Source organism: Pantoea sp. BRR-3P, from assembly GCF_039621635.1.
In the GTDB taxonomy this organism is placed as follows: Bacteria; Pseudomonadota; Gammaproteobacteria; order Enterobacterales; family Enterobacteriaceae; genus Pantoea; species Pantoea floridensis.
Genome location: NZ_CP155066.1, coordinates 2,080,565 through 2,107,546 on the forward strand (window position 1 = coordinate 2,080,565; position 26,982 = coordinate 2,107,546).

22 protein-coding genes are annotated in these 26,982 nt (G+C 53.4%); 11 read left to right on the forward strand and 11 right to left on the reverse strand.

Annotated elements, in window-relative coordinates:
- Nucleotides 1-1,596 carry an ABC transporter substrate-binding protein gene (locus tag AAGR08_RS09595; RefSeq protein WP_345829794.1) on the reverse strand — a complete coding sequence of 532 codons (1,596 nt, stop codon included), beginning with the start codon at nucleotides 1,594-1,596 and terminating at the stop codon, nucleotides 1-3.
- A gap of 126 nt (nucleotides 1,597-1,722) precedes the next feature.
- Here AAGR08_RS09595 and pepT point away from each other — a divergent pair, with 126 nt between their 5' ends.
- Nucleotides 1,723-2,949, forward strand: coding sequence for a peptidase T (gene pepT / locus AAGR08_RS09600; protein ID WP_097097389.1), 1,227 nt, complete (start codon nucleotides 1,723-1,725; stop codon nucleotides 2,947-2,949).
- Nucleotides 2,950-3,021: 72 nt separating this feature from the next.
- Here the strand turns inward: pepT and AAGR08_RS09605 are convergent, their stop codons facing one another.
- Nucleotides 3,022-3,801 (reverse strand): transporter substrate-binding domain-containing protein, encoded by a 780-nt coding sequence (locus tag AAGR08_RS09605; protein ID WP_345829795.1) that lies wholly within the window; start codon nucleotides 3,799-3,801, stop codon nucleotides 3,022-3,024.
- 16 nt (nucleotides 3,802-3,817) lie between these two features.
- Nucleotides 3,818-4,984, reverse strand: coding sequence for a methionine aminotransferase (locus AAGR08_RS09610; protein ID WP_345829797.1), 1,167 nt, complete (start codon nucleotides 4,982-4,984; stop codon nucleotides 3,818-3,820).
- Between the two features lie 126 nt (nucleotides 4,985-5,110).
- Between AAGR08_RS09610 and AAGR08_RS09615 the strand changes: the two genes are divergently transcribed.
- A complete protein-coding gene (locus tag AAGR08_RS09615) occupies nucleotides 5,111-5,953 on the forward strand; it encodes a LysR family transcriptional regulator (protein ID WP_345829799.1) in 843 nt (280 codons plus the stop codon).
- On the opposite strand, the gene AAGR08_RS09620 is transcribed toward AAGR08_RS09615, so the two are convergent.
- A complete protein-coding gene (locus AAGR08_RS09620) occupies nucleotides 5,950-7,620 on the reverse strand; it encodes a methyl-accepting chemotaxis protein (protein ID WP_345829801.1) in 1,671 nt (556 codons plus the stop codon). The two genes, AAGR08_RS09615 and AAGR08_RS09620, sit on opposite strands and share 4 nt — an antisense overlap.
- Before the next feature lie 213 nt (nucleotides 7,621-7,833).
- A complete protein-coding gene (locus AAGR08_RS09625; protein WP_345829803.1) occupies nucleotides 7,834-9,351 on the reverse strand; it encodes a carboxylesterase/lipase family protein in 1,518 nt (505 codons plus the stop codon).
- Nucleotides 9,352-9,543: 192 nt separating this feature from the next.
- Between AAGR08_RS09625 and AAGR08_RS09630 the strand changes: the two genes are divergently transcribed.
- The gene (locus tag AAGR08_RS09630; RefSeq protein ID WP_097097395.1) at nucleotides 9,544-9,978 is read left to right on the forward strand and encodes a DoxX family protein; all 435 of its coding nucleotides are present in this window, start codon (nucleotides 9,544-9,546) and stop codon (nucleotides 9,976-9,978) included.
- Nucleotides 9,979-10,028: 50 nt separating this feature from the next.
- Here the strand turns inward: AAGR08_RS09630 and AAGR08_RS09635 are convergent, their stop codons facing one another.
- Both AAGR08_RS09635 and AAGR08_RS09640 read right to left on the reverse strand, forming a co-directional pair.
- A complete protein-coding gene (locus AAGR08_RS09635; RefSeq protein WP_345829805.1) occupies nucleotides 10,029-11,372 on the reverse strand; it encodes a VOC family protein in 1,344 nt (447 codons plus the stop codon).
- A gap of 88 nt (nucleotides 11,373-11,460) precedes the next feature.
- A complete protein-coding gene (locus AAGR08_RS09640) occupies nucleotides 11,461-12,795 on the reverse strand; it encodes an aromatic acid/H+ symport family MFS transporter (RefSeq protein WP_345829807.1) in 1,335 nt (444 codons plus the stop codon).
- 323 nt (nucleotides 12,796-13,118) lie between these two features.
- Between AAGR08_RS09640 and AAGR08_RS09645 the strand changes: the two genes are divergently transcribed.
- Nucleotides 13,119-14,039 carry a LysR substrate-binding domain-containing protein gene (locus AAGR08_RS09645; protein ID WP_345829808.1) on the forward strand — a complete coding sequence of 307 codons (921 nt, stop codon included), beginning with the start codon at nucleotides 13,119-13,121 and terminating at the stop codon, nucleotides 14,037-14,039.
- Here the strand turns inward: AAGR08_RS09645 and smrA are convergent.
- Entirely contained in the window at nucleotides 14,036-14,602 is a 567-nt protein-coding gene (gene smrA, locus AAGR08_RS09650) for a DNA endonuclease SmrA (RefSeq protein ID WP_345829809.1), read from the reverse strand. The two genes, AAGR08_RS09645 and smrA, sit on opposite strands and share 4 nt — an antisense overlap.
- Nucleotides 14,603-14,898: 296 nt before the next feature.
- Here smrA and AAGR08_RS09655 point away from each other — a divergent pair, with 296 nt between their 5' ends.
- Nucleotides 14,899-15,651, forward strand: coding sequence for an FNR family transcription factor (locus AAGR08_RS09655; RefSeq protein ID WP_097097399.1), 753 nt, complete (start codon nucleotides 14,899-14,901; stop codon nucleotides 15,649-15,651).
- A 117-nt stretch (nucleotides 15,652-15,768) separates the two neighbouring features.
- A complete protein-coding gene (uspE, locus tag AAGR08_RS09660; protein WP_099686945.1) occupies nucleotides 15,769-16,725 on the forward strand; it encodes a universal stress protein UspE in 957 nt (318 codons plus the stop codon).
- A gap of 76 nt (nucleotides 16,726-16,801) precedes the next feature.
- On the opposite strand, the gene pntB is transcribed toward uspE, so the two are convergent.
- Nucleotides 16,802-18,190: a Re/Si-specific NAD(P)(+) transhydrogenase subunit beta gene (pntB, locus tag AAGR08_RS09665; RefSeq protein ID WP_345829811.1), complete on the reverse strand. Its 1,389-nt coding sequence runs from the start codon at nucleotides 18,188-18,190 to the stop codon at nucleotides 16,802-16,804.
- 11 nt (nucleotides 18,191-18,201) lie between these two features.
- Nucleotides 18,202-19,731, reverse strand: coding sequence for a Re/Si-specific NAD(P)(+) transhydrogenase subunit alpha (gene pntA / locus AAGR08_RS09670; RefSeq protein WP_345829812.1), 1,530 nt, complete (start codon nucleotides 19,729-19,731; stop codon nucleotides 18,202-18,204).
- A 538-nt stretch (nucleotides 19,732-20,269) separates the two neighbouring features.
- Here pntA and ydgH point away from each other — a divergent pair.
- Nucleotides 20,270-21,226: a DUF1471 family protein YdgH gene (ydgH, locus tag AAGR08_RS09675; protein ID WP_097097402.1), complete on the forward strand. Its 957-nt coding sequence runs from the start codon at nucleotides 20,270-20,272 to the stop codon at nucleotides 21,224-21,226.
- A gap of 211 nt (nucleotides 21,227-21,437) precedes the next feature.
- Nucleotides 21,438-22,829 carry an amino acid permease gene (locus AAGR08_RS09680; protein WP_345829814.1) on the forward strand — a complete coding sequence of 464 codons (1,392 nt, stop codon included), beginning with the start codon at nucleotides 21,438-21,440 and terminating at the stop codon, nucleotides 22,827-22,829.
- Here the strand turns inward: AAGR08_RS09680 and AAGR08_RS09685 are convergent.
- Nucleotides 22,826-23,239, reverse strand: a complete 414-nt coding sequence (locus AAGR08_RS09685; RefSeq protein ID WP_097097403.1) for a hypothetical protein — start codon at nucleotides 23,237-23,239, stop codon at nucleotides 22,826-22,828. The genes AAGR08_RS09680 and AAGR08_RS09685 overlap by 4 nt on opposite strands.
- 176 nt (nucleotides 23,240-23,415) lie before the next feature.
- Here AAGR08_RS09685 and rstA point away from each other — a divergent pair, with 176 nt between their 5' ends.
- The 3 genes from rstA to AAGR08_RS09700 are packed head-to-tail and all read left to right on the forward strand — an operon-like array spanning nucleotide 23,416 to nucleotide 26,948.
- Nucleotides 23,416-24,141 (forward strand): two-component system response regulator RstA, encoded by a 726-nt coding sequence (gene rstA, locus AAGR08_RS09690; RefSeq protein WP_097097404.1) that lies wholly within the window; start codon nucleotides 23,416-23,418, stop codon nucleotides 24,139-24,141.
- Nucleotides 24,138-25,448 (forward strand): two-component system sensor histidine kinase RstB, encoded by a 1,311-nt coding sequence (gene rstB / locus AAGR08_RS09695; RefSeq protein WP_097097405.1) that lies wholly within the window; start codon nucleotides 24,138-24,140, stop codon nucleotides 25,446-25,448. The genes rstA and rstB overlap by 4 nt, the downstream gene beginning before the upstream one ends.
- 12 nt (nucleotides 25,449-25,460) lie before the next feature.
- On the forward strand, nucleotides 25,461-26,948 hold the full coding sequence (locus AAGR08_RS09700) for a carboxypeptidase M32 (protein WP_345829817.1): 1,488 nt from the start codon (nucleotides 25,461-25,463) through the stop codon (nucleotides 26,946-26,948).
- Nucleotides 26,949-26,982 lie beyond the last annotated feature (34 nt).

Below are 26,982 nucleotides of genomic sequence, written 5' to 3' on the forward strand. Positions count from 1 at the left end.
TTAGTTCTTAATATCCACCGGATAGAAGATGTGCTTACCGAACGGATCCACCTGATAGCCGCTCACCGATTTGCGTACCGGTTCGAAAATGGTTGAATGAGCAATCATCACCGCAGGCATCTGATCGTGCATCATCTGCTGCGCCTGCTGATAAAGAGCCACGCGTTTGTCATGATTCTGCTCAGCCCGCGCGTCGGTGATGATCTTCTCAAACGGCTGATAACACCATTTCGAGGAGTTGGAGCCGCCGTTAGCTGACGTGCAGCTGTACAGTGGACCGAAGAAATTATCCGGGTCACCGGTTGCGGTGGTCCAGCCCATCAACGCCGCCTGATGTTCACCATCCTTGACGCGCTTGAGGTATTCGCCCCACTCATAGCTCACGATATTGGCTTTGATGCCCAATTTAGCCCAATCGGCCTGGATCATCTCTGCCATACGACGTGCGTTGGGGTTATACGGTCTTTGTACCGGCATTGCCCACAGCGCAATTTCGGTACCCGGCTTGATACCCGCTTCCTGCAGCAGCGCTTTGGCTTTCGCCGGATCGTAGTCGTAATCCTTCAGATCTTTATCCGCACTCCACACGTCTGGCGGCAGGATGTTTTTCGCCACGGTGCCGGTGCCTTTGAAAATGGCATCAATGATCGCCTGCTTGTTGATCGCCATCGCCAGTGCCTGACGTACTTTAACGTTATCCAGCGGTGCTTTGGTGGTGTTGAAAGAGAGAAAACCGGTGTTGAGGCCCGATTTCTGTTCAAGGGTTAAGTCAGGATTGGCGCGCATCTTCTCCAGATCGGCCGGATTGGGGAACGGCATAATCTGGCACTCATTTTTCTCCAGCTTGGCGTAACGCACCGACGCATCCGGCGTGATGGAGAACACTATACGATCGAGCTTCGCCTTGCCCTGCCAATACTCGGGGAAGGCTTTATAGAGAATGCGCGAATCTTTTTGGTACTGCACCAGCTCAAACGGTCCGGTGCCAATGGGCTCCATATCCACTTTTTCCGGCGTTCCGGCTTTCAGCATCTGGTCGGCGTATTCAGCCGAATGTATTGAGGCGAAATACCACGCCAAATCGGCGAGGAATGGCGCTTCGGCATGTGCCAGGGTGATACGCACCGTGTTGTCATCGACTTTTTCAATATTTTTGATCAGCTTCGCCAACTCAAGGCTTTCAAAGTTAGCGTAGTTACCTCCAGAGACATTGTGGTAGGGGTTTTTCGGGTCCATCTGACGCATAAACGAGAAAATGACGTCATCGGCATTGAAGTCGCGCGAAGGCTTAAACAGCTTGTTGCTTTGGAATTTTACCCCTTTGCGCAAGTGGAAGGTGTAAACCGTACCATCCGCGCTGATATCCCAGCTCTCGGCCAGGCTCGGCACCAGTTTGGTTGTACCCGGAGTGAAATCAACCAAGCGGTTGAAAATCGGCACGGCGCTGGCATCCACGCTGGTGCCCGAGGTATACAACTGCGGGTTGAAGTTTTCCGGCGATCCCTCTGAACAATAAACCAGCGTTTTCGCCGAAACCCCGCCGGCAACCGCTAATCCCAGTGCCGTGAGCGTCAGTTTTGCCATCACTTTTTTCATCATTATCCTCGCTTTTTATTGACTTCCATGAGTCAGCTTCGTTATTTAATGTTCATCTGACTAATAAATAACATGATTTAACCAGCACGCGTACTACAGACGCCGCAATGCTAATAAGGAATTGTGATGACAGACCAACTTGCCAGCCAATTGACCCAGCGTTTTTACCGTTATTTGGCGGTTTCCAGCCAGAGCGATGCCAAATCAACCACGCTGCCGAGTACGCCTTCGCAACATGCGATGGCAGAATTACTGGCAAAGGAGCTCGGCGAACTGGGATTGCAGGATATCGTGATCGATAAGCACGCCACGGTAACGGCCGTAAAACCAGGCAATCGTCCTGCTGCGCCGCGTATTGGCTTTATCACCCACATCGATACCGTGGATGTGGGTCTTTCACCGGACATCCACCCGCAAACCCTGACATTTACCGGCGATGATGTCTGCCTGAATCGTACGCAGGATATCTGGCTGCGCGTTGCTGAACATCCGGAAATCCAACCCTACATTGGCCAGGACATTATCTTCAGCGATGGCACCAGCGTGCTCGGCGCAGATAACAAAGCGGCGGTGACGGTAGTGATGACGCTGCTGGAAAATTTAAAGGGCGATCACGGTGACATCGTGGTGGCCTTTGTTCCCGATGAGGAGATTGGCCTGCGCGGTGCCAAAGCGCTGGATCTGGAGCAGCGCTTTAACGTCGATTTCGCCTGGACCATCGACTGCTGTGAGCTGGGCGAGGTGGTGTATGAAAACTTTAATGCCGCCGCGGCAGAAGTGGTGTTTACCGGCGTACCGGCGCACCCGATGTCAGGCAAAGGCGTGCTGGTTAATCCGCTGCTGATGGCGCATGACTTTATCGCGCAATTTGATCGCCTTGCCACACCCGAACACACTGAAGGACGCGAAGGCTATATCTGGTTTAACGATATGAATGCCAATGCCAGCCGTGCCGTGCTGAAAGCCTCAATTCGAGATTTTGATTTGAAAGGTTTTGACGCCAGGAAGCAGCAGCTGGTGGAGGTGGCCGATGAGATTGCCGCGCGTTATCCCACCGGACATGTGGCGCTGACCATTAACGATACCTACAGCAATATCAGCAATGCGATTGGTGAAGATCGTCGCGCAATTGACCTGATTTTTGCCGCGCTGGAGCAAGTGGGCGTGGAACCGAAAGTGATCCCGATGCGCGGCGGCACCGATGGTGCCGCGCTGTCAGCGAAAGGTCTGCTGACGCCGAATTTCTTTACCGGCGCGCACAATTTCCATTCGCGCTTTGAGTTTTTACCGGTTCCATCGTTTGTGAAGTCGTATCAGGTGGCGGAAGCGCTGTGTTATTTAGCGGCGAAATAATACAAAAAGGTCGTCATAAATGACGACCTTACGGTTGGATTGGGGTCGCCTTGTTTGGCGACCTTTTTTACATTATTTGCTAGCTGACACATCAATGCCTGGGAAGAATTTCGCTGCCAGCTTGGTCACGGTTCCATCGCTTTGCACCTTAGTGATGGCCGCATCCAGCTCTTGCTTCAGGCTGGTATCCCCTTTACGCAGACCAAAGCCAATGCCGCTGCCAAGAATGGTGTCATCCTCAACCGGCTTGCCGGCAAAGGCGAAACCTTTACCCTGCGGCTTGTCCAGGAAGCCTGATTGACCGGCTGCAGACATCACCAGCGTGCCGTCGAGACGCCCTGCCACCATATCGTTGTAAACCTGGTTCTGATCCTGGTAAGAGGTCACCGTTACGCCCTGCGCTTCCCAATGTTTCTTCGCGTAGGTTTCCTGGATGGAACCCTGCAGCACACCGATATTTTTGCCTTTCAGCGACTCCGCAGTTGGCTGCAGCTTCTCACCCTCTTTCACAATCAGCATGGTGGGAATACGGTAGATCGGCTTGGTGAAATCAATGCTTTTGGCTCGCGCTTCAGTAATGTTCATCGCTGAGTTAATGGCATCAAATTTCTTCGCCTGCAGCGCCGGGATCAGCGCATCAAAGCTGCTTTCCACCCACTTACAATCGAAGTTACCTACCTGACAAATCGCTTTACCCAGTTCGATATCAAAACCTTCCAGTTCACCCTGCGCATTGCGGCTTTCAAACGGCGGATATTGCGATTCCAGACCGTAGCGTAAGGTTCCCTGTGCCAGCGCGTGCGCCGAGGTCAGCATGCCGAGAGCGACAAACAGTGCGTTCAATTTTTTCATTATATTTACCCCTAAGTTACCCTTTGACCCGGCAGAGCGCTTCTGCACCGGCCTGAAGTGTTGCGTCGTCTTTTGCGAATGACAGGCGAATTAATTTATTGTCAGTGCCGTCCATATAAAACGCCGATAACGGAATGGTGGCCACACCGTGATCGACGATGAGACGTTTTACCATTTCGCTATCGCTCTCGTCACTGAAATGTCCGTAGCTGGCCAACATAAAGAATGAGCCGGCGCTCGGCAGCAGCTTAAACGGTGAATCCTGCAGCAAGGTCAGCAGGCGATCGCGCTTCTCCTGATAGAACGACGATAGCTGCAGGTAGTTTTGCGGCTGTTGCAGATAGTGAGCAAAGCCAACCTGCATCGGCGTATCAGCGGCGTACATCATGAACTGATGCACTTTAACGATCTCCTCCATCAGCGCGGCCGGCGCCAGCGCATAGCCGACGCGCCAGCCGGTAACGTGGAAGGTTTTGCCAAAGGACGAAACCACCACGCTACGCTGCGCCAGCTCCGGATGCGTTGCCATGCCGCAATGCTGGCGACCATCAAACAGAATGTGTTCGTAGACTTCATCAGACAGCACCACAATATCGGTGTTGCGCGTCAGCGCGGCGAGCTGATCCAAATCTGCCGCTGACAGCACCTGTGCGCTGGGGTTGTGCGGCGTGTTGATGATGATCATGCGGGTGCGCGGGGTAATGGTGGCGCGCAGTTCATCCCAATCGATGGCGAAATCGGGCACCTGCAACTTCAGCCCGACTGGCGTCGCGCCCTGCAAACGCACCACCGGCGCGTAGCTGTCGAAGGCCGGTTCGAAGAAGATCACTTCATCGCCGGGATGCACCAGCGCCGAGATCGCCATATAAATGCCCTGGCTGGCGCTGCCGGTGATCAGCACTTCACTGCTGGCATCATATTGCTGGCCATACAGCGTGTGAACTTTCTCGGCCAGCGCTTCGCGTAGCGCCGGCAAGCCGGTCATTGAGGCATATTGGTTGTGGCCTTCACGCATCGCTTTACTTACCAGCTCCACCAACTGCGGATCGCAGGGGAAATTCGGTGCGCCTTGCGAAAGGTTAATAGCCTGATGTTGCGCCGACAGCTGGCCGATGACGCTAAAAATCGTCGTGCCGACATCAGGCTGTTTGGAAGAGATGTTAACACTGCTATTCAGGGTCATCGTTGCCTCGTAAAGTTGCATAACCACGTAATGAAAATAGATTTCTATTCAACGGCGTGTGGCTTGAGTCGACAAGCGAATTGTTGTCATAATAGCCATGATTAAAAATCATAGCTTGAGGTTGTTATGTCCCGTTCCGCTCTGCCGCTGAATGCCATTCACGCGTTTCTGGTGACTGCACGCCATTTGAATCTGACGCGTGCTGCCAGTGAACTCTGCATTACTCAAGGCGCAGTGAGTCGCAAAGTTGCAACGTTAGAAAGCTGGCTTGGATTCCCATTATTTGTGCGTCACGCGCGTGGACTGCATCTCACCGAGCAAGGCGCTGCGTTGCTGCCGGAGCTACAGCAAGGCTTTGCGCTGCTGGTGAATGCAACGGAAAAAGCCAGCCGCAGCAATACCTCGATTCGCCTGAAAGCACCCACCTGCGCTATGCGTTGGCTGGTGCCGCGTCTGGTGGCGCTGGAACAGCACCGGCCTGACATTCACGTTGCGCTTACCACCACGCTCGATCATGGCTCGCAGCTCGAGAATTTTGATGCGGCGATTGTGTTTGGCGCAACGCCCGCAGGTTCGCTTTGTCTGTTTGAGGAGCGCTTAACACCGGTAATGGCCAGCAGCGTTACGCCGCCCACCCAGGTCACCGAACTGGCAAAGCTTACGTTTCTCCATCCCACGCAGGATATGCGCGACTGGCAATTGTGGCTGACAAGTGTTGAAGCAGCGCTGCCTATGGCGCGCAACCAGCATTTCGCCACCATGGATTTAGCGATTAGCGCAGCGATTCAGGGATTTGGCGTCACGGTAGCGGATGTCACCCTGGTACAGAATGACCTGGCGAACGGTCGATTAATCGCGCCGTTCGCCGCGAGTGTGGCAACCGGCGCAACCTACAGTCTGTTGCAGAGAGCGGAAAAAGATGCGCCACCGTTCCTGCCGGAACTGGTGGCGTGGTTAGCGCAGCCTTAGAAGGAAACCCACTCGTCGGTGGTCGATTTAGGCTGAACGCTGGCACCAGATAACACCGGGCGACGCAGTACCGGGGCAGCTGGCGATAAAGGCATGTTGCTCGCGGGTGTGTTGTCCGATAACCGGAATTTTGCCACAGAGGCTTGTAGCTCTTGTGTTTGACGCTCCAGCGCGCTGGCGGCGGCAGAAACCTCCTCAACCAGCGAGGCGTTTTGTTGCGTGACGCTGTCCATCTCCGTCACCGCAGTCCCAACCTGCGAAATTCCCTTGCTTTGCTCTTCCGAAGCGGCAGCGATGTGCTTCATGATTTCATTAACGTCCTGCACCGACTTAAGAATATCGTGCATGGTACTGCCGGCGCTGCTCACCAGTTCTGAACCTTTCTCTACGCGCTGCACGGAATCTTCAATCAATGTCGCGATCTCTTTAGCTGCACCCGCACTGCGCTGCGCCAGGTTGCGCACTTCGCTCGCGACGACGGCAAAGCCACGTCCCTGTTCACCCGCGCGTGCGGCCTCTACCGCGGCATTTAACGCCAGAATATTTGTCTGGAAGGCAATGCTATTAATGACGCTGGTGATTTCGGCGATTTTTTTCGAACTGCCGGAAATACCTTGCATGGTAGTCACCACTTCACCGACCAATCTTCCGCCCTGTTGCGCGGTGCTGGTTGCGGTTTCTGCCAGGGTGCTAGCCTGACGTGCATTGTCAGCATTGAATTTTACCGTGGCGGTGAGCTGCTCCATACTGGCTGCGGTTTGCTCTAGCGCGGCGGCCTGCTCTTCGGTACGTGAAGAGAGATCGTTGTTACCTGAGGAGATTTCAGCCGCACCGCGATAGATGTTTTCGGTACCGCTGCGAATGGCGCTTACCGCCTCACGCAGGCTGTCCTGCATGGCACTGAGTAATGGCACCAGCTTGCCAACGCAGTTGCGACCAAACTCTGCCACCGGCTGACTCAAATCGCCCTGCGCAATGATGGAAAAATGGTTACGCACGCGCTCGAGCGGTTTCACCAGCATTGCCACCAGATAACGATCGGTAAACAGCAGGATGACCAGGCCAATCACCACCGCCACCAATATGATCGCTTTGGTGATGCTGGTGAGCTTATCAACGGTCACCCGCGTCTCATCCAGTTTACTGCCGGCGGCTTTATTGAAGGCTTCAGCACTGGCACCAAAAGCACGGCTAAGCGGCGGCGTAACGTTATTCGCCTGCGCGCGGTAGGCCTCAAGCGTACCCTGCTGCGCCAAAGCAACCTGCGGCGCAATGCCCTCATCCAGCAATTTCTGCCAGTTAACGATTACGCTGTTGGCCGTTTCCTCGTCCATTGGACCGGGAGCCATTGCTTTGAACTGAGTCAGCAGGCTTTTCATGTTATCTAATGCCTGCTGCACCGGTGTGAAGGCCTCGCCTTTGATTGGTGCGCCCGATGCCCGACCTTCCATCACGCGCGACAGGCGCGTCACTACGCGAAAATATTGGTCATTTCCTTTGCTTAATACCGTCATTTGATTAACTAACTGGCGGTCAATCTCATTACCGTCGCCCAGAGCGTTCAACGAGTGGACGCTAAACAATCCGACAGCGCACCACAGCAGGCAAAACAGCCCAAGAATGGTGAGCATGACGGCGCGAATCGTGAAGTTTTTTAAGATACCCATACATAATCCCTTGGTGTGAAACGCGAAGGAGGCCCGATTAAATCGGGCATATTGCGTTTATCGGCATGGGAAAGGGAAAATGTAACGGTTTTGGAAGCTAATAAATTGCTCACTAATTGAGGTTACTAAAGCTAGCTTGTAATACTTATCAGTAAGATAGCGTGAAATTTACCTTAAAAAATCATTTGCGCAATTGCACCATTAGCAAGCTAACTAAAGCTTTACATGGCTACGCATCATCAGGCGGAACAAACGCAGCCGGCCACGCATAAATTTTTTCTTCAATACCGCCTCTGCTTTGCCCCGATCGCCTAACGCTAGCGTGATGTCCTCGCCCGCACGCCAAACCGGCCAGTCCACCTCTCCCGGTAAATGAGCGCTAAACTCGCTGGCTTCACGAGCGAAAGCGATCCAATACGCGCTGACCTTAGCAGCAAACGCTTTATCCTGTGCGCTGTAAGTGCGCTCGGTCAACGGCGTGAAGGTATCGAGCGTATTGAAAACATAAGGAATTTCATTGCCATGCCAGGTGCCGTGCGGATAAAGGTCGCGCGCATTTTCCGAAACATAGTCGAACCAATAGCGCCAGGCCGGCATGCCAATATTGTATTGTGATTGCGCCACGATCAGTGGCAATACGGTAAAGGCCATGTCGCGCGCCACCGCGCGACCGAGCAGTGCATCATCGTGCAGATCATAAAGCCATTTCATCAGGCGATAGCTGATGCGGTTCTTGCTACGCATCTGTTTCAATACCGCGGTGGGATCCACGCCAAAATAATCCAACACGCTGGCTTCATCACTGTTGCTGCCAATCATCAAAGGAATGCGATGCTGTTTGCCCGCCATAAAGGTGTGCAGCATCGGTTTGGGCAAGACAGCATCACCGCTGATGGGAACCGGTGCTAACGCCAGCGGACGCTCCAGTGGCCAGAACCGATCGGCAGGCAGTTCGCGTAATTGTTCTGCACTGGCGTTTTCTGGCAAATTGAAATGCGCGGCGACCTGTAGCCCGAGTTGCTGTGCCTGCTTCTGCGGCACATCCGGTAGACTGTAAGCGCTTTGCACGATGCCTTTATGAAACAACCCTTCGGCCAGTGGCGAACAGCACAGCGATAATACGCTGCGCGCACCGGATGATTCACCAAACAGGGTAATATTATGACGATCGCCACCGAAGGCCGGAATATTGCGTTGAATCCACTGCAACGCGGCAATTTTATCGAGTAAGGCGAAGTTGTTAATAACACCACCGACCGGATATTGCGCATCAAGCGCGGGGTGCGCAAAGAAACCGAAGTGGCCAAGTCGATAGTTTAACGTGACGACAACCACGCCTTGTGCCGCCAACGCCTTGCCACGATAAGGATCGAGGTTGCCTGCACCCATTGTGAAACCGCCGCCATGCAGCCAGACCATTACCGGCAACGGACGCGATGGTTCAACATCCGGTGTCCAGATATTCAGGTAAAGACAATCTTCACTGAAACATCCCGGATCACCGCCGCCTGCCGCCACACAAAAATCGCGATTCTGCCAGCTCGCCGCGCCCCATTCCGTTGCATTCCGCACACCTTGCCAGGGCTGGACCGGCTGCGGAGGACGCCAGCGTAAGGCGCCGGTCGGCGCTGCTGCGTAAGGTATTCCCTTAAAGACAAAAAGATCTTCATCCATCAGGCCTCTGAGTTCACCCTCTGCTGTCATGATCCTCAGACGTCGTTCATTTTTCATCTCGGCTTCCCTGATAAAGCATCGTTCCATTATTTGCAGGCCTTGTGCGAATGTCCATGTTCTGAAAGCATTTGCAGATTAAGCCGAAACGCGGTGTGATTCTTTGAACAACCTCATCAAATATTTTGGTTAACCCTAAGACGACCATTTGTTTTAAGGTTGCAAGTTAACCTGGCGCGGCGGAGAGACAGCATGTTTGGTGGAATCAACCAGATGTTCACCCGGATGAGCGATCACCCGGACTTCGGTAAATTGCTGTTACGGTTAACCTTTGGCGGGCTGCTGTTGTTTCATGGCGCATTCAAAGCGGTGCATGGCGTGGGGTGGATCGCGCACATGCTCAGTGTCAAAGGCATGCCAGGTTTCATCGCTTACGGTGCTTACATCGGGGAAATAGCGGCACCCGTAATGGTTATCATCGGATTAATGACCCGCCCTGCGGCGTTCATTATTGCGGTGAATATGATTGTTGCGACACTGCTGGTAAAAATGGGCGACGTCTGGCATCGCACTGATGTCGGTGCCTGGGCACTGGAGACAGAGGCACTTTACCTGCTTGGCGCACTCGCCATTATGTTTTTAGGGGCTGGGAAGTACACGCTGGTGCGGGATTCGCGCTTGCAATAACCATAAGAAAAGCAGCCGGTCTGCTGAACTTCACAGACCGGCTCTCTTATTTACGCCGATGCAACACCACAGCGTTCCAGACTGCGCTGCTGCATCTGCTGATACAACGCCATTTCATCCAGTACCGCTACACCCAACGCGCTTTCAAACTCGGCTTTGCTGGCATTGCCCGCACTGCGTGCTTGTGCCACATCACCTAAATTCGACTGAAAAATTCCTGCAGCGCTGACCGGTAAAAAATCCTCGTAAACGATCGGTTCGACGGCTAAGCGATCTTCTGCCAGCAATTGTGCCACGCTTTCACCTGCACGCGGCGGCACATCCGTCCCTTTCTCGGTCAGGCGATAGCGGAACCAGGCCAGCTGCTGTTCACGTAACGTTTCTTCATCATCGGGGAAATCACGGAACACAGCGCTGAGATGCTGCTGATGATGCTGGTTGTCGCTACCGGTGCCGGCTTCAGCCAGCAACCGATCGTACAGCGCGCGTCCTTTCGGCGTCAGTGCTGCGCCACGCTGCTCAATCTCACCGAAGCGCGCGGTATGGGTACCCGGCGTGCCGTCGTTAAAGTGTACCGCTTCTTCCAGCGCTTTAAAGCTGGTCTGACGTAAGAGGATCGGTACCTGGCGCTGCGGCGGGCCTTCAATCAGGGTTTTGGGATCGATGCCGCGCGAGGGCATCAGCGCTTGCACGCGATCAATATCCAGCGTGCGCGGCGTCAGATGGTTGATATGGCAACCGCGAAAACACACGACATCCGCGATCAGGCGGTGCTGTTCACTGAGCGCGCGATAGGTACCGCTATCCACCGTGGTGTGCGCGTGCCAGCGGAAGGTTTCCAGCGCTTCCTGCACAAAACGGGCGGCATCATTCGCGTTGAGACCGCCCTGCTGCTGATGTTGAGCAATCAGCGCGCGGCAGCCAGGCGTAAAGATATCGCGTGCGGCAAGAATCGCCGCGGCTTTAGCGCGCAATGCCGCATCGTCAATTAACTCCAGACGCAGCAATGAGGTAAACACGCGGAACGGATTGTGCCGCAGCGCACGGTCGCTTACGGGGCGAAATGCCGTGGAGTGCACCGGCACTCCAGCTTGTGACAAATCGTAATAACCCACCGCTTCCATCCCCATTACGGCAAACATCTGGCGCAACGTGCTGAGTTCTTCTGCTGTGCCAACGCGAATCGCGCCGTGACGTTCCACGCTCAGCCGACTGAGCTCATCAGCCGCCGATAGACGGTTTTTTAACGCGGGATTAGCTTCCAGCGTGCGTTCATTGACAGCGATGACCAGCTGCGTCAGCGTGCCATATTGAGGCACTTCCTGCTGATACATGGCTGACATCGCCTGAGAGAAAAGCGTGCGGATCGCATCGCTGCTAAGGAAGTTTGGCATCATCATCACCTTGGGCTAAAGGGCTGCTGCTACTGTAGATCAACCCTTTAGCGCTGGGTGAGAATTTCGTGGAACTGTGATCGCCTTGTCACTCAATGGCGGTTGGATGGTCACCAAAGCGGCATTTCAATACCAGCATGACGGTAGTCAGTACCGCAGGAATCGCCAGCAGCAGAAAAATTTGGCTAAATGACCAGCCGAGAGTTAACAGCTCAGCGCCGACAAACGCGCTGATGATGGCTCCCACGCGGCCCACGCCGTGCATCCAGCTGGAACCTGTCGCGCGCGCATGAGTGGGATAATAGCTGGCAGAGAGCGCATTCATACCGGTGTTAGCACCGTTAAAACAGAAACCGCTAAAGAAGGCGATGGCGCTCATTAGGCCGACCTGCGCTGGCGAAAAACCCAGCGCGACAATAGCAATGCCGCCGCAGAAGTAGATCGCTGCCAGCGCTAGATTGGCATTGATGCGGTCCATTAACCAACCGGCAAACAACGAGCCGAGAGTGCCGCCCGCTTGATACATTGCGGTAACAATTGCCGCTTCCGTCACCGACATACCTAGCGTGCTGATTAGCGAAGGCATCCAACTACCAATTAAATAAACCAGGAACAGCCCCATAAAATAGCCGCCCCACAGCATCAAACTGCCAAACAGATAACGTCGTGACACTACCGTGGCGACAGATCCCCGGCGGGCCGTTGGCAGTTCAGTACTCTGATAATGACTATTTGGCTGCACGACGCCGGGCAGCATGCGTTCAAGAATGGCGTGGATACGTGCGGCGGGTGCGCAGCGACTGATGAGAAAACGGACCGATTCGGGCAAGCCACGCAGCAAAAAAGGCAGTACAACCAGCGGCAGCACGCCGCCCATCAGCATAACAGAGTGCCAATCATAGCGTGGTAGCAACCACGAGGCGGCAAAGCCCCCGGACGCGGCGCCAAAGGTGAAGCCACAAAATACAACGGTGATGATAAATGAGCGCCGGCGCTCAGGCGCATATTCAGCAACCAGCGTGCCAACGTTGGGCATCGCCGCGCCAAGCCCTAGCCCCGTCAGGAATCGAAACAGCATCATCTGTTCGATGTTCTGTGCCATGGCGGTGGCTAACGTCCACAGTCCAAAAAAGAGGACGCTGAGCAAAATCATTACGCGACGGCCGTAGCGATCGGCTAACGGGCCCGCAACCATGGCACCCAGCGCCAGACCAATTAGCGCGGCGCTGATCACCATGCCAAGTTGATGATTGGTCACTCCCCAACTGGCTTTAAGCGTAGGTGCAATGAATCCCATGAGGGCAATGTCCATGCCATCAAGCGCGACCACCACGAAGCACAGCGCAATTAAGCGCTTCTGCCAGCTGCTTAGCGCACTCTGATTGATGAGCTGGCGAACGTCTACTGCTTCAACGCTGGTCACTTAACGACTCCTGCACTTTTCAACCGTTTAGGGCATCAGTTTTAGTAAAAAAAACGGCGCTTATCATAGCTCATCGTTAAGAATAACTGGCAGAAAATTTGGATGTAATTGAGAATTATTCAATGTTTTGCTCGATAAGCACTTGATTCTAAGCGGCATAACGATAATGCAAAAAAAGTCATTTTTATAAAGCCCCATCAATACAAGGGGTTAGCTAGCACCCTAACTTTGCAGCATTTTTGTTAATATTATTTTGCAGGCAGGTTAACATAATTTCAGTTTCCCCATTGCCGCAGCTCGGCAGAACTCATTATGTTGAGTGTATGGACAAAAATATCCTTTTCAATCAGCGCATTCGCTTGCGCCATTTACATACCTTTGTTGCGGTAGCGCAGCAGGGCACACTGGGTCGTGCGGCTGAGACACTGAATCTCAGTCAACCCGCCCTATCGAAAACGCTTAATGAGCTGGAAGAACTGGCGGGAGCGCGGCTGTTCGAACGCGGCCGCCTTGGCGCCCAGCTCACCACTTTGGGTGAGCAATTCCTCATCCATGCCGTGAAGGTGCTGGATGCACTGAATCATGCCGGGCAGAGTTTTAACGCTCCGCAGCCTGGTCGCCCAGTGGTGATCCGCCTCGGCGCGCTCACAACGGCGGCCATGGGTATGCTGCCGCAAATCCTCGATCGTTTCCACGAGCAGCAACCGAATACCACCGTGCAAGTCGCTACCCTGCATAATAATGTGCTGTTGGCGGGCTTGCGTGCAGGCGAGTTTGATGTGGGGATCGGCCGCATGGCCGACAGCGAAATGATGGCGGGACTCACTTATGAACTGCTGTTTCTGGAATCGCTCAAGCTTGTGGTGCGGCCAGATCATCCGTTATTAAGTGACAACGTGATGCTTTCACGGGCGATGCAATGGCCGGTGGTGATTTCACCCGAAGGCACCGCGCCGCGCCGCATTGCGCAGCACATGTTGAATGAACAGGGTTGTACCCTTCCGGCCAACTGCGTGGAAACCTCCTCTACCTCGCTGGCGCGTCAGCTGGCGCTGCGTTATGACTATGTGTGGTTTGTACCTTCAGGCGCAATTAAGGAAGATTTGAGTCACGACGCGCTGTGCGCACTACCGATTGCGTCGCCGGGCCCGGGCGAGCCAGTTGGCATCATTACACGCAGCGGCAGTCCTTTGAGCCTTAGCGCTGAAGTGTTGATTGCGACCATCCGCAAATTCCATAGTTAGCGGCTGTGCTTAGCATGCCGCTCGCGATTTTCGAGGCGCGCTTTGTCGGTTTTGCGCAAGCCGACATAGAGCGCCCCTGCGCCGCCATCCTGCGGGCGAGCCATGCAATACGTCTGCACTTCTGGAAATTCCCATAACCAGCGCGCAAGATAACTACGCACAATGTTGGCATGCGACTCATCATCACGCCCTTTACCATGAATAATCAGCAGATTGCGTAAGCCGTGTTTGTTGGCTTGCTGCATAAAACTAAACAGTGATTGCCGGCAGGTTTCAACTGGCTGCCGCAGTAAATTCAGACTGGCATCAATGGGATATTTACCTAACCGCAACTTATCCAGCACGCCTTGCTGGATGCCCTCGGCTTTATACTCTAGCGCGGTGGTGAGCGGGATAATGTCCAGAAAGCCGCGCGTCAGAAAGTTTTCCTGCTCCTCGCTCTGCTCTGGCACACGCGGTGCCTTAGGCGAAGGCGCACGCAGCCTCTGAGTATTGGCGCAATTTTTAAGTGGTGTCACATCACCCATGGCATCCCGGAAAAGGTCTTCATCATCAAGATTCATGGTGTTTCCTCTCGCCTGGTGTTTAACTGAGCGCCCTTTTTCGACGCCAAAGCCAAAGAGTAGCAAAGGATTTTAAGCAAAACATCTGTCACATATTGCGTTGTAACAAGGCTGGTTAACTGTAAAGCTGGCAAGAAAACGTTCCAGATCAATTATGGCCCTGCAAAAAAACCCGCTCAAACCCTGGAATACCCGACAATAGTAGGGTTTTAGGTACATTTACTGCTCGGATGAGTTCCCTTCGCTTAGAAAAATGTTAAAATTGACCACAGTCAATAATCATCGAGCGAAATTATATGATCCCGGAAAAACGCAGCATACGACGTATTCAGTCTGGCGGTTGTGCCATTCATTGCCAGGATTGCAGCATCAGTCAATTGTGTATTCCTTTCACGCTGAACGAGCACGAACTGGATCAGCTGGATAATATTATTGAACGCAAAAAGCCCATTCAGAAAGGCCAGACGCTGTTCAAAGCCGGTGATGAACTGAAATCCCTTTACGCTATCCGTTCCGGCACCATCAAAAGCTACACCATCACCGAGCAAGGTGATGAGCAAATTACTGGCTTCCATCTGGCGGGTGATTTGGTCGGTTTTGACGCCATTGTCGGTGCGAAACATCCGAGCTTTGCTCAGGCGCTGGAAACGGCGATGGTATGTGAAATCCCCTTCGAAACGCTGGACGATCTTTCCGGTAAAATGCCTGCGCTGCGTCAGCAGATGATGCGTCTGATGAGCGGTGAAATTAAAGGCGATCAGGATATGATTCTGTTGCTGTCGAAGAAAAATGCGGAAGAGCGCCTGGCCGCTTTCGTGTGGAATTTGTCCCGTCGTTTTGGTCAACGTGGCTTCTCCCAACGTGAGTTCCGCCTCACTATGACGCGCGGCGACATTGGTAACTACCTGGGACTAACCGTAGAAACCATCAGCCGTCTGCTCGGTCGCTTCCAGAAAAGTGGCATGTTGGCCGTAAAAGGCAAATATATCACCATTGAGAACCATGCTTTACTGGCAGAATTAGCGGGCCAGACTGAACAAGCCGCATGATTCTTTGCCGGGTCAGTAAAAGTTATTTTATTGATCCGGCAACAACTTTTCCTCTTCTGCCCTGCACAAACTTAGGCTATCTTTAATCCAACTTGCTTTGGTTTAGGAGATCGGCTTATGTCCCGGTACCAAAATATTCTGGTCGCTATTGATCCCCAACAGGATGACCAGCCCGCGCTGCGCCGTGCGGTTTATCTGAATCAACGTATTGGCGGAAAAATCAAAGCTTTCCTGCCTATCTACGACTTCTCCTACGAAATGACGACGTTACTGTCACCCGATGAGCGCTCAAACATGCGCAAGGGAGTGATCAGCCAACGCACGGAGTGGATTCGCCAGCAGGCTCACGCGTATCTGGAAGCCGGGGTGGAAATTGAGATCAAGGTGGTTTGGCATAACCGGCCTTACGAAGCCATCATTCAGGAAATTCTGGCGCATCAGCACGATTTGGTGCTGAAAATGGCACACCAGCACGACCGCCTGGAAGCGGTAATTTTCACGCCTACGGATTGGCATCTACTGCGTAAATGCCCTTGCCCGGTGTGGATGGTAAAAGATCAGGCCTGGCCTGAGGGTGGTAAAGCCGTGGTGGCGGTTAATCTGGCGAGCGAAGAACCGCATCATGACGAACTCAACCAGAAACTGATTCGTGAAACCACACTGCTCGCCGAGATGGTAAATCACACTGAAGTGCATTTAGTGGGCGCCTACCCGATTACCCCCATTAATATTGCCATCGAATTACCGGACTTTGATCCCAGCGTCTACAACGACGCCATTCGTGGCCAGCACTTGGTGGCCATGAAAGCGCTACGCCAAAAGTTCTCCATCAGTGAAGAGTTCACCCACGTGGCGAAAGGCTTACCTGAGGAGGTGATTCCGGATATCGCATCGCATCTTGATGCCGGCATCGTGGTGTTGGGCACCATTGGTCGCACCGGTCTTTCTGCGGCGTTCCTCGGTAACACGGCTGAACAGGTTATCGATCATTTGCGCTGTGATTTGCTGGCGATCAAGCCGGACGATTTCAAATCGCCGATTGAGTACGATGATGAAGAAGATGAAGACGATTAATTAAACCAGGGCGGTCCACAATGGCCGCCTTGGTTATTACGTTCAGGGCGGTGACTCACATCACCGCCCTGCTTTATTACAGCGCCCGCAGAATACCTTCTACGCTGGCTTTGGCGTCACCAAACAACATCTGCGTATTATCTTTAAAGAACAGTGGATTTTGCACGCCGGCATATCCCGTGCTCATTGAGCGTTTAAACACAATGACGTTCTGCGCTTTCCACACTTCCAGCACTGGCATGCCAGCAATTGGGCTGCGAGGATCTTCCAGCGCTGCCGGGTTGACGGTGTCGTTCGCGCCGATCACTAAAACAGTATCAGTGTCGCTAAAGTCATCGTTTATTTCGTCCATTTCCAGCACCACATCGTACGGCACTTTAGCTTCCGCCAGCAGAACGTTCATGTGGCCAGGCAGACGACCGGCAACCGGGTGAATACCAAAGCGAACTTTGATGCCGCGCGCGCGCAGCTTCTCAGTAATTTCAGCAACTGGATACTGCGCCTGCGCCACTGCCATACCATAACCCGGGGTGATGATCACCGAAGAGGAGGCCTTTAGCATTTCAGCCGTTTCTTCTGCAGTGATTTCACGGTGTTCACCCGCTTCTTCGCTTTCACCACCCACACTTACATCAGTGCCAAAACCACCTGCAATCACGCTGATAAATGAACGATTCATCGCTTTACACATGATGTATGAGAGGATGGCCCCCGAAGAACCCACCAGCGCACCGGTCACGATCAGCAAGTCGTTGCTCAGCATGAAGCCTGCCGCCGCCGCCGCCCAACCCGAGTAAGAGTTGAGCATGGAGACAACAACCGGCATATCGGCACCGCCAATCGAAGCCACCAAATGCCAGCCAAATACCAGCGCAATGAGGGTCATTAGCAGCAGCGCGAACACTTGAGCACCGGTGCTATTGGTCTGCACAAACCACAGCATCAGCAGGAAAGAGACCACCAGCGCGGCGAGGTTCATCTTATGGCGATGCGGTAACATCAGCGCTGAAGAGGAGATCTTCCCGCGCAGTTTGCCAAATGCCACCAGCGAACCGGTAAAGGTCACGGCACCGATGAAGATGCCAAGAAACACCTCGGTGAGATGGATATTTTCCATCACGGGCGCCAGGCCCGGTGCGTGATCGATGTAGCTATTAAAGCCCACCAACACCGCAGCCAAACCGACAAAGCTGTGTAGAATGGCCACCAGCTCAGGCATTTCAGTCATTTCGACTTTCTTCGCCAGACGCAAACCAATCGCACCACCGATGACCATCGCCACGATAATCCAGGCAATGTTACCGGTATGAGGGCCAAAAATAGTTGCGAGCAGCGCAATCGCCATGCCGCTCATGCCAAAAATATTACCCTGCTTAGAGGTCTCGTGCTTCGAGAGACCCGCAAGGCTGCAAATAAACAGAATCGCGGCAACAATATATGCTGCAGTAACTAATCCGCCAGACATGTTGCTACCCCTTAATTCTTACGAAACATTTTCAGCATGCGCTGGGTGACGGTGAAACCACCGAAAATATTGATGCTGGCAATCAGCACGGCAATAAAGGACAGGAATGTTACCCATCCGCCATGACCCATCTGCAGCACCGCACCCACCACAATAATGCCGGAAATGGCGTTGGTGACGGCCATCAACGGCGTGTGTAAAGCGTGACTTACGTTCCACACCACGTAATAGCCAACCACGCATGAGAGCGCAAAGACGGTGAAGTGTGACAAGAAGTCAGGCGGCGCCACATTCGCCAGGCAGGCAAACAGCACCACTGCCAGCGCCAGTAGCAGATACTTGCGCCACGGTGAAACCGGTTTGGCTTCTTCCTTCGGCAGCGGTTGTGCAGCTGGTTGCGCTTTTGGCGCCGCCGAAACCTGAATCGGCGGCGCCGGCCAGGTGACTTCGCCATCACGAATCACCGTCACGCCGCGCACTACCACGTCTTCAAAATCAACGGTGATTTCGCCGTTTTTCTCTTTACACAATAATTTCAGTAGGTTGACGAGGTTGGTGCCGTACAACTGGGAGGATTGCGTTGGCAAACGGCTGGGCAAATCGGTATAGCCGATAATCTTCACGCCATTGCTGGTTAGCGTCACCTGATCGGCAACGGTCAATTCACAGTTACCGCCGGTTTGCGCGGCCAGATCGACAATCACGCTGCCTGGTTTCATACTGGCCACCATTTCTGCGGTAATCAGCTTTGGTGCTGGACGTCCTGGAATTAGCGCGGTGGTGACAATAATATCGACTTCTTTCGCCTGCGCCGCGAACAGTTCCATCTCCGCCTTGATAAAGGCTTCAGACATCACTTTGGCATAACCGTCGCCGCTACCCGCTTCTTCTTCGAAGTCCAGCTCAAGGAACTCGGCGCCCATACTTTGCACCTGCTCTTTTACCTCCGGACGCGTATCGAAAGCACGCACAATGGCACCCAGGCTCCCCGCTGCACCGATGGCAGCCAGACCAGCCACGCCCGCACCGATGATCATCACTTTAGCTGGCGGTACTTTACCTGCCGCAGTGATTTGGCCGGTGAAGAAGCGACCGAATTCGTGGGCCGCTTCAACGATGGCGCGATAACCTGCGATGTTCGCCATTGAGCTGAGTGCATCAAGCGCCTGCGCGCGTGAAATACGCGGCACTGAATCCATTGCCATCACGGTAACGTTTCGCGCAGCCAGTTTTTCCAGCAGTGCAGGATTTTGCGCCGGCCAGATAAAGCTCACTAGCGTACTGCCCGCACGAGTCAGTTCGATCTCCTGATCGTCTGGCGCATTGACTTTTAATACGATGTCGGACTGCCACACATCGGTGCCATTGGTGAGGGTGGCACCGGCAGCTATGAAGCTCTCATCATCAAAACTGGCGCGCAGGCCGGCATTTTGTTCAACGGTTACGCTGAATCCCAGCTTGATCAGTTGCTCAACGGTCTTTGGCGTGGCGGCCACGCGTGACTCATTGGCTAACCGTTCTTTGGGTATTCCAATTAACATACTGTTTCCTTTCAATAATTAAAGGATGGAGTTCTGTAAGTGGCAAAAGCTCAAAAGCCGAAACAGTGTTTCAGCTTTTTATGAGCAAAATGCACAATGTAACAAAGTCTTTATAACCTACTGAAAATGTGAAGAGTGATCCACAGCGATAACGCGCACTTATGACATTCACACAAATATTCAGACGCAAAGAATGAATGCCATGGTTTGCCACTGCATTTGGAACGTATTAAAAAATATTCTGCTGCGTAAAATCGTGTCATGTCGAATTAAGTGTTTTTAAAAACCTTTATTTAACAATACATTAACTGTATTAGCACTAAGTGTTACCAGATTAAGTGGTTATCTGTGCAAAAAAGGGGCTTAACAACAATAAATGACAGGCCAGCGAATAAGGTGCCGTTATTGTCAATCTGATGCGTATAAATTGGCTGAGACAGGCTGATTATTACATGCAATAATCAGCGGCTAATCTGTTATACATCAAGAGTCCAGCACGTTTTCGTACTCATTTTGCGTAAGGCGAAGGATCATTTTTATGAAGCTGAAGAACACTATTCTGGCGTCTACCTTGTTATCACTGCTGGCAGCAAATGCTTTCGCTGCTAAAGAGTTAACGCCAGATCAAGCGGCCGCGTTGAAACCATTCGAACGTATTAATATCAGCGGTCGTTTCAATGCCATTGGCGATGCAACAGATGCCATCTCTAAACAAGCCGATGCCAAAGGCGCAGACTCTTTCTATGTTCAGGGTATCAATGACAGCAACGGTAATGGCGGTAACTGGCGCGTAACGGCTGATCTGTACAAAGCCAATGCGCCGAAAGCGGATGACTCAACCAAATACCGCAGCTTCTCAGGCGTGAAAGAGCTGCCGAAAGCAGAAGCCTATCGCCTTGAGCCTTACGATACTGTGTCGGTCAACGGATTCTTCTCTAGCCAGCCGGATGTGAACGAAGCAATTGGTAAAGCGGCGAAAAATAAGGGCGCGGCCTCGTTCTTTATTGTGCGTCAGGTTGATGCCAATAACGGCGGCAATCAGTACGTCACCGCTTATGTGTATAAAGCCGATGCGCCAGAGCGTAAGGTGCAAAACACATCAGACTCCATCCCTGCTGATTCAGAAGCCGGTAAAGCCGCGTTGGCCGCCGGTGGCACCGCAGCGACGAAAGTGGCAATCCCGGGAGTCGCCTCTTCTGAGACGCCGAGCCGTAATGTGGGTCGTTTCTTCGAAACCCAAAGTTCAACCGGTCAACGTTATACGGTGAAAACCGCGGATGGTCGCAGCGTACAGGAAGTTAATGCTATTACCGCTGCTCAGATGCAGCCGTTCGATACCATTACTTTCTCCGATCACTTCGGTACACCAACTGAAATATCTGAAGCGGTTGGCAAACGTGCCGTTGAGAAAGGTGCGAAGTACTATCACATCACACGTCAATGGCAGAACCAGAGCGGTGGCAACCTCACCGTCACCGCCGATCTCTTCAAGTAATTTCTCTCAAGGGCGACGTCTGTCGCCCTTCTCTGTCGTTTGCATAATCTCTGCGCAGATTTGCATATTCTTGCATTGCCTTACCTGCCTGCTCTCCGTAAAATCTGCCGCCTGTTTTCAGGTGATTCCGTTCTAAAGTTGGCAAAACACCCTGCAACACGCCAACGGAATGACCACCACCCAGCATACTCTGCTGCTTAGGATGGGCGTTTTGGATAAAAAATTAGGTCTTAGCGCGCTCACCGCGTTGGTACTCAGCTCAATGCTCGGCGCTGGCGTTTTCAGCTTGCCGCAAAATATGGCTGCGGTTGCGGGCCCGGCAGCACTGCTGATCGGCTGGCTCATCACCGGCGTTGGCATCATCTTCCTGTCGCTTGCCATGCTATTACTCACGCGGCTGAAACCTGAACTGGATGGCGGTATTTTTACCTACGCACGCGCGGGTTTTGGCGAGCTGATGGGCTTTTGCTCAGCGTGGGGATATTGGCTGTGTGCGGTAATCGCTAACGTCTCCTATCTGGTGATCGTCTTCTCCGCGCTAAGTTTCTTTACCGATACCCCCGATCGCGTGGTATTCGGCGATGGAAATACGTGGCAGGCCATGCTCGGCGCCTCTGTGCTGCTATGGCTGGTGCATTGTCTGGTATTGCGCGGTGTACAGACTGCGGCCAGCATTAACCTGCTCGCGACATTAGGAAAATTAGTGCCGTTATTGCTGTTCGTGGTATTGGCATTGCTGGCATTTAATTACGATCGCTTCCGCTTTGATTTTAGCGGCGTAGAACTCGGTCAGCCGCTTTGGCAGCAGGTGAAGCAAACCATGCTGATCACACTGTGGGTGTTTATTGGGGTTGAAGGTGCGGTGGTAGTATCCGCGCGCGCGCGCAATAAAAAAGATGTGGGTCGCGCCACGCTAATGGCGGTGATTGCCGCGCTACTGGTTTATTTACTGGTGACGCTGCTGTCGCTGGGCGTGATACCGCGCGCCGAACTGGCGCAAATGCGCAATCCGTCGATGGCCGGCCTGATGAAGCATCTGCTGGGGCATTGGGGGGATGCGGTAATTGCGGTCGGTTTAATTATCTCGGTATGCGGCGCTTATCTGAGCTGGACGATAATGGCGGCCGAAGTGCCGTTCCTGGCGGCACAGCAGGGTGCGTTTCCACGCAGCATCGCACGTCAGAATCGTCACAATTCGCCGTCTGCCTCGCTATGGCTGACAAATGGCAGCGTGCAGGTTTGCCTGATCTTGATTGCCGCTACCGGTGCAGATTACAACACGCTACTTACCATCGCCTCGGAAATGATTCTGGTGCCTTATCTGTTGGTTGGTCTCTACTTAATTAAAATGGTGCGCGGCCAGAACAGGCCGCTGGCGATGTTCACCGGTCTTGGCGCCAGCGCGTATGGTATATGGTTGCTATATGCATCGGGCCCGCTGCATCTCTTACTTTCTGTGGTGCTGTATGCGCCTGGTCTGATGCTGTTCCTGTATGCACGACGCGGTGGCCGTGGCGACAAGGTATTGTCACAGCTGGAACGCATCGCGATCGTATTATTGATTGCAGCCGCTCTGCCCGCTACCTGGCAGCTGACGAATTAATGCGGTTGGATGGGAATTGAAACGCACAGCAGGTCATCCTGCTGTGTCAGGTTAAGCGGCTTACGGTATTCCTGATGAATAGCGTCAAGCTGCTCGGCTGACAAAGGATAAGGTAACTGAATATCGAAACGGCTGATGTGCTGCTGCTCGGCAAGCGTAATTAAACGCGCGATGTTAATCTCATCGCTGACCTGCGTTGAAATGATTTGTAATGCTAAATCTTTGAGATGATCGTCGCTGGCCTGCAGATTATGCGTCGATTTACGCGTCACCATGCCAAAGATCGGCATTACGCCGTAAATGGCGTCAACAAAGCTCCAGCGTTTTTTGCAGGAAGCGGAGAGAAAATCACTGTAATTGAAGCAGATGCGATCACTGTATCCGGCTGAAGCCAGCTCTTTATCAGACACCCTCGCACTCCCCCTATTTTTCGTTACGGTTCCGAACCTTGCGCGACAACGCGCCGCTAATAATGGCACATTTCACGGTATACATACCAGTAAGGTAGGGATATTTCGTGCGGTAGCGTAGAGCTCAGGACCAGGAAAAGCTATGCTGCTGACATTCTTAGCCGCCACAGTGAATTATGAACAAAATCGTTTATGTGGAAGATGAGCCAGAGGTTGGCGAATTGATCGCCGCTTATCTTGGCCGCCACGATATAGAAGTGATTGTTGAAACCCGCGGTGACCGCGCCGAAGCGACCATTGCTGCGCACGATCCCGATTTAGTGATGCTTGATATCATGCTGCCCGGCAAAGATGGCATGACATTGTGCCGCGATCTCCGTGCCAGCTGGCAAGGTCCGATTGTGCTACTGACCTCGCTTGACAGCGACATGAACCACATTTTGTCGCTGGAAATGGGCGCAAACGACTACATTTTGAAAACAACGCCACCGGCGGTGTTGCTGGCGCGTCTGCGCCTACATCTCCGCCAGGCGCAGGTTGGTCAACCCGAAGTGACGCCAGCCATACAAAGCTCACAGCGCGTACTGCGCTTCGGTTCATTGACCATCGATTCCCTCAATCGCCAGGTTACGCTATTTGATGAGAATATCATTCTCTCCACCGCCGATTTCGATCTGTTATGGGAACTGGCCAATCACGCAGGACAAATTCTCAATCGCGACGCGCTGCTGAAAACCCTGCGTGGCGTCAGTTACGACGGTATGGATCGCAGTATCGATGTGGCCATTTCGCGCCTGCGCAAAAAGTTATACGACAGCGCCACCGAGCCGTTTCGCATCAAAACGATTCGTAACAAAGGCTATCTGTTCGCGCCGCAGGCCTGGGATACCCGTTCCGCATGAGAAAGCTCTTTATTCAGTTCTATTTGCTGCTGTTCGTCTGTTTTCTGGTGATGACGCTGCTGGTTGGCCTGGTGTACAAATTCACCGCCGAACGCGCCGGCCGCCAGTCAATGAATGATCTCATGGCCAGCTCGCTGTTTTTGATGCGCAGCGAACTGCGTGAGATCCCACCGCGCGACTGGGGTAAAACCATTCGTAGCCTCGATCTCGATCTGTCATTCGACCTGAATATCGAACCGATGAGTAAATATCAGCTGGGTGAAGCCGATATGAAGCGCCTGCGCGCCGGGGAAATTGTGGCGATCGACGATCAATACACTTTTCTGCAGCACATTCCGCGCAGCCATTACGTACTTTCCGTTGGCCCTATTCCCTACCTGTTTTATCTGCACCAGATGCGTATTCTGGATATTGCGCTGCTGGCATTTATTGGCATGTCGCTGGCGCTGCCGGTATTTATCTGGCTGCGTCCACACTGGCAAGAGATGCAGCGGCTGGAAAAAGCCGCTCAGCGGTTTGGTCGCGGCGAGCTGGATGTACGCACCCATTTTGAAAGCACCTCTAGCCTGCACAGTCTGGGCGTGGCCTTCAACCAAATGGCCGATAATATCAACACGCTAGTGGCCAGTAAGAAGCAGCTGATCGACGGCATCGCCCACGAACTGCGCACGCCGCTGGTGCGCCTGCGTTACCGGCTGGAGATGAGCGATAATCTCACCGAAGCAGAATCCGCGGCGCTGAATCGTGACGTTGGCCAGTTGGAGAGTTTGATTGAAGAACTACTGACCTATGCGCGTCTTGATCGTCCGCGCGTCGATCTCAATCTGCAGACCTTTGATCTCGCCCAATGGCTGCGCGTGCATATCGAAGATGTGCAGACCATGAACCCGCAGGCGCAGATCGCACTCGACATCCCACAGCTCCAGAACGTCGGCAGCGCGGATACCCGCCTGATGGAGCGCGTGCTGGATAACCTGGTGAATAACGCCCTGCGCTATGCGCAACAACGGCTGCGCGTCAGTTTGTGGTTTGACGGTGCGATTGGCTGTTTACAGGTGGAAGACGATGGCCCGGGCATTCCGCAAGAAGAACGCGCCCGCGTGTTCGAACCTTTCGTACGCCTCGATCCCAGCCGCGACCGCGCCACCGGCGGATGCGGTTTGGGCCTGGCGATCGTGCACTCTATCGCGTTGGCAATGCAGGGAAATGTCTCTATCGAGAGCAGCCCGTTAGGCGGCGCTAGCGTTCGCTTTTGCTGGCCGGTTGATCTACCCTTGCGGGACATTGCACCACGCTTACCGTCATAAGGAGCTTTTTACGTGACTTCAGCTTATCAAGAACTTAGCCGCACATTTCAGCGTCTTTCTCGCTTTGGTCACTTAGGTGCCATTGCAGGTGTCGATATGCAGACCACCATGCCACCGGGCGGCAGCCAGGCCCGCGGTGAAGCGATGGCTGAGCTGAGCGTGTTCATGCACGAAGTGCTTACCGATAAACGTCTCGGTGGATTATTCGATGCGGCGCAGCAGGAATCGCTCAACGACGTTGAGCAAGTGAACCTGAATGAGATGCAGCGTGCATGGCAGCAGGCCACGCTATTACCGGCAGCGCTGGTTGAAGCCAAATCGCTCGCTGGCTCTCGCTGCGAACATGCATGGCGCCAGCAACGGCCTGCGAATGATTGGCAAGGTTTCTCTGTCAATCTAAAGGAAGTGGTAAAACTTAGCCGTGAAGAGGCGCAGTTACGCGCCGACGCGCTCGGTGTTTCGCGCTATGACGCGCTGCTGGATGTTTTTGAACCCGGCATGACCAGCGCGCAGCTGGATAAAACCTTTGGTGACTTGAAAACCTGGTTGCCCGATCTCTTGCAGAAAGCGGTTGCAAAACAGCAGCAAACGTCCATCGTTCAGCCAGTGGGCCCTTTTGCCATCGAATCGCAGAAGCAATTAGGCCTGAGCGTGATGAAGACGTTAGGTTTCGATTTTAATCACGGTCGCCTTGATGTCAGCGCGCATCCGTTCTGCGGTGGCGTACCCGAAGATGTGCGCATTACCACCCGCTATAACGAGAATGATTTTCTCAGCGCCATGATGGGTGTGATCCACGAGACAGGCCATGCGCGTTACGAGCAAAATCTTCCGCAACAGTGGCGCGGCCAGCCCGTCGCTCAGGCGCGTTCAACCGCCATCCATGAATCGCAAAGTCTGTTTATGGAGATGCAGCTTGGGCGTAGCAAAGCCTTCCTGCAGCACATCCATCCGCAGGTGGTGGCGCTGATGGGCGATCAGCCGGCGCTGGAGCTGCAAAACTTTATACGCCAGACGCAGCGTGTGAAGCCGGGCTTTATTCGCGTCGATGCGGATGAGCTGAGCTATCCAGCGCACGTGATTTTACGTTACGAAATTGAGCGCGCGTTAATTGAAGGCGAGATTGAAGTGGATGATATCCCAGCGCTGTGGGACGAGAAGATGCAGCAATCGCTGGGCATTGACACACGCGGTAACTATCGCGATGGCTGCATGCAGGACATTCACTGGACCGACGGCGCGTTTGGCTATTTCCCAACGTATACGCTGGGAGCGATGTACGCCGCCCAGCTGTTCCAGGCGGTGAAGCGTGCCATTCCGCAGGTCGAGACGTTAATTCAGCAAGGTGAGCTGCAGCCTGTGTTTGATTGGCTACAGCAAAACATTTGGCAGCATGGCAGCCGCTTCCCTACGCAACAGCTGCTGATCAATGCCACCGGCGAAGCGCTGAATCCGCACTATTTCCGCCAACATCTTGAACAACGCTATCTCTCTGCGTAAACTGCGCGGCGGCCATTAGGCCGCCCTTTTTCCC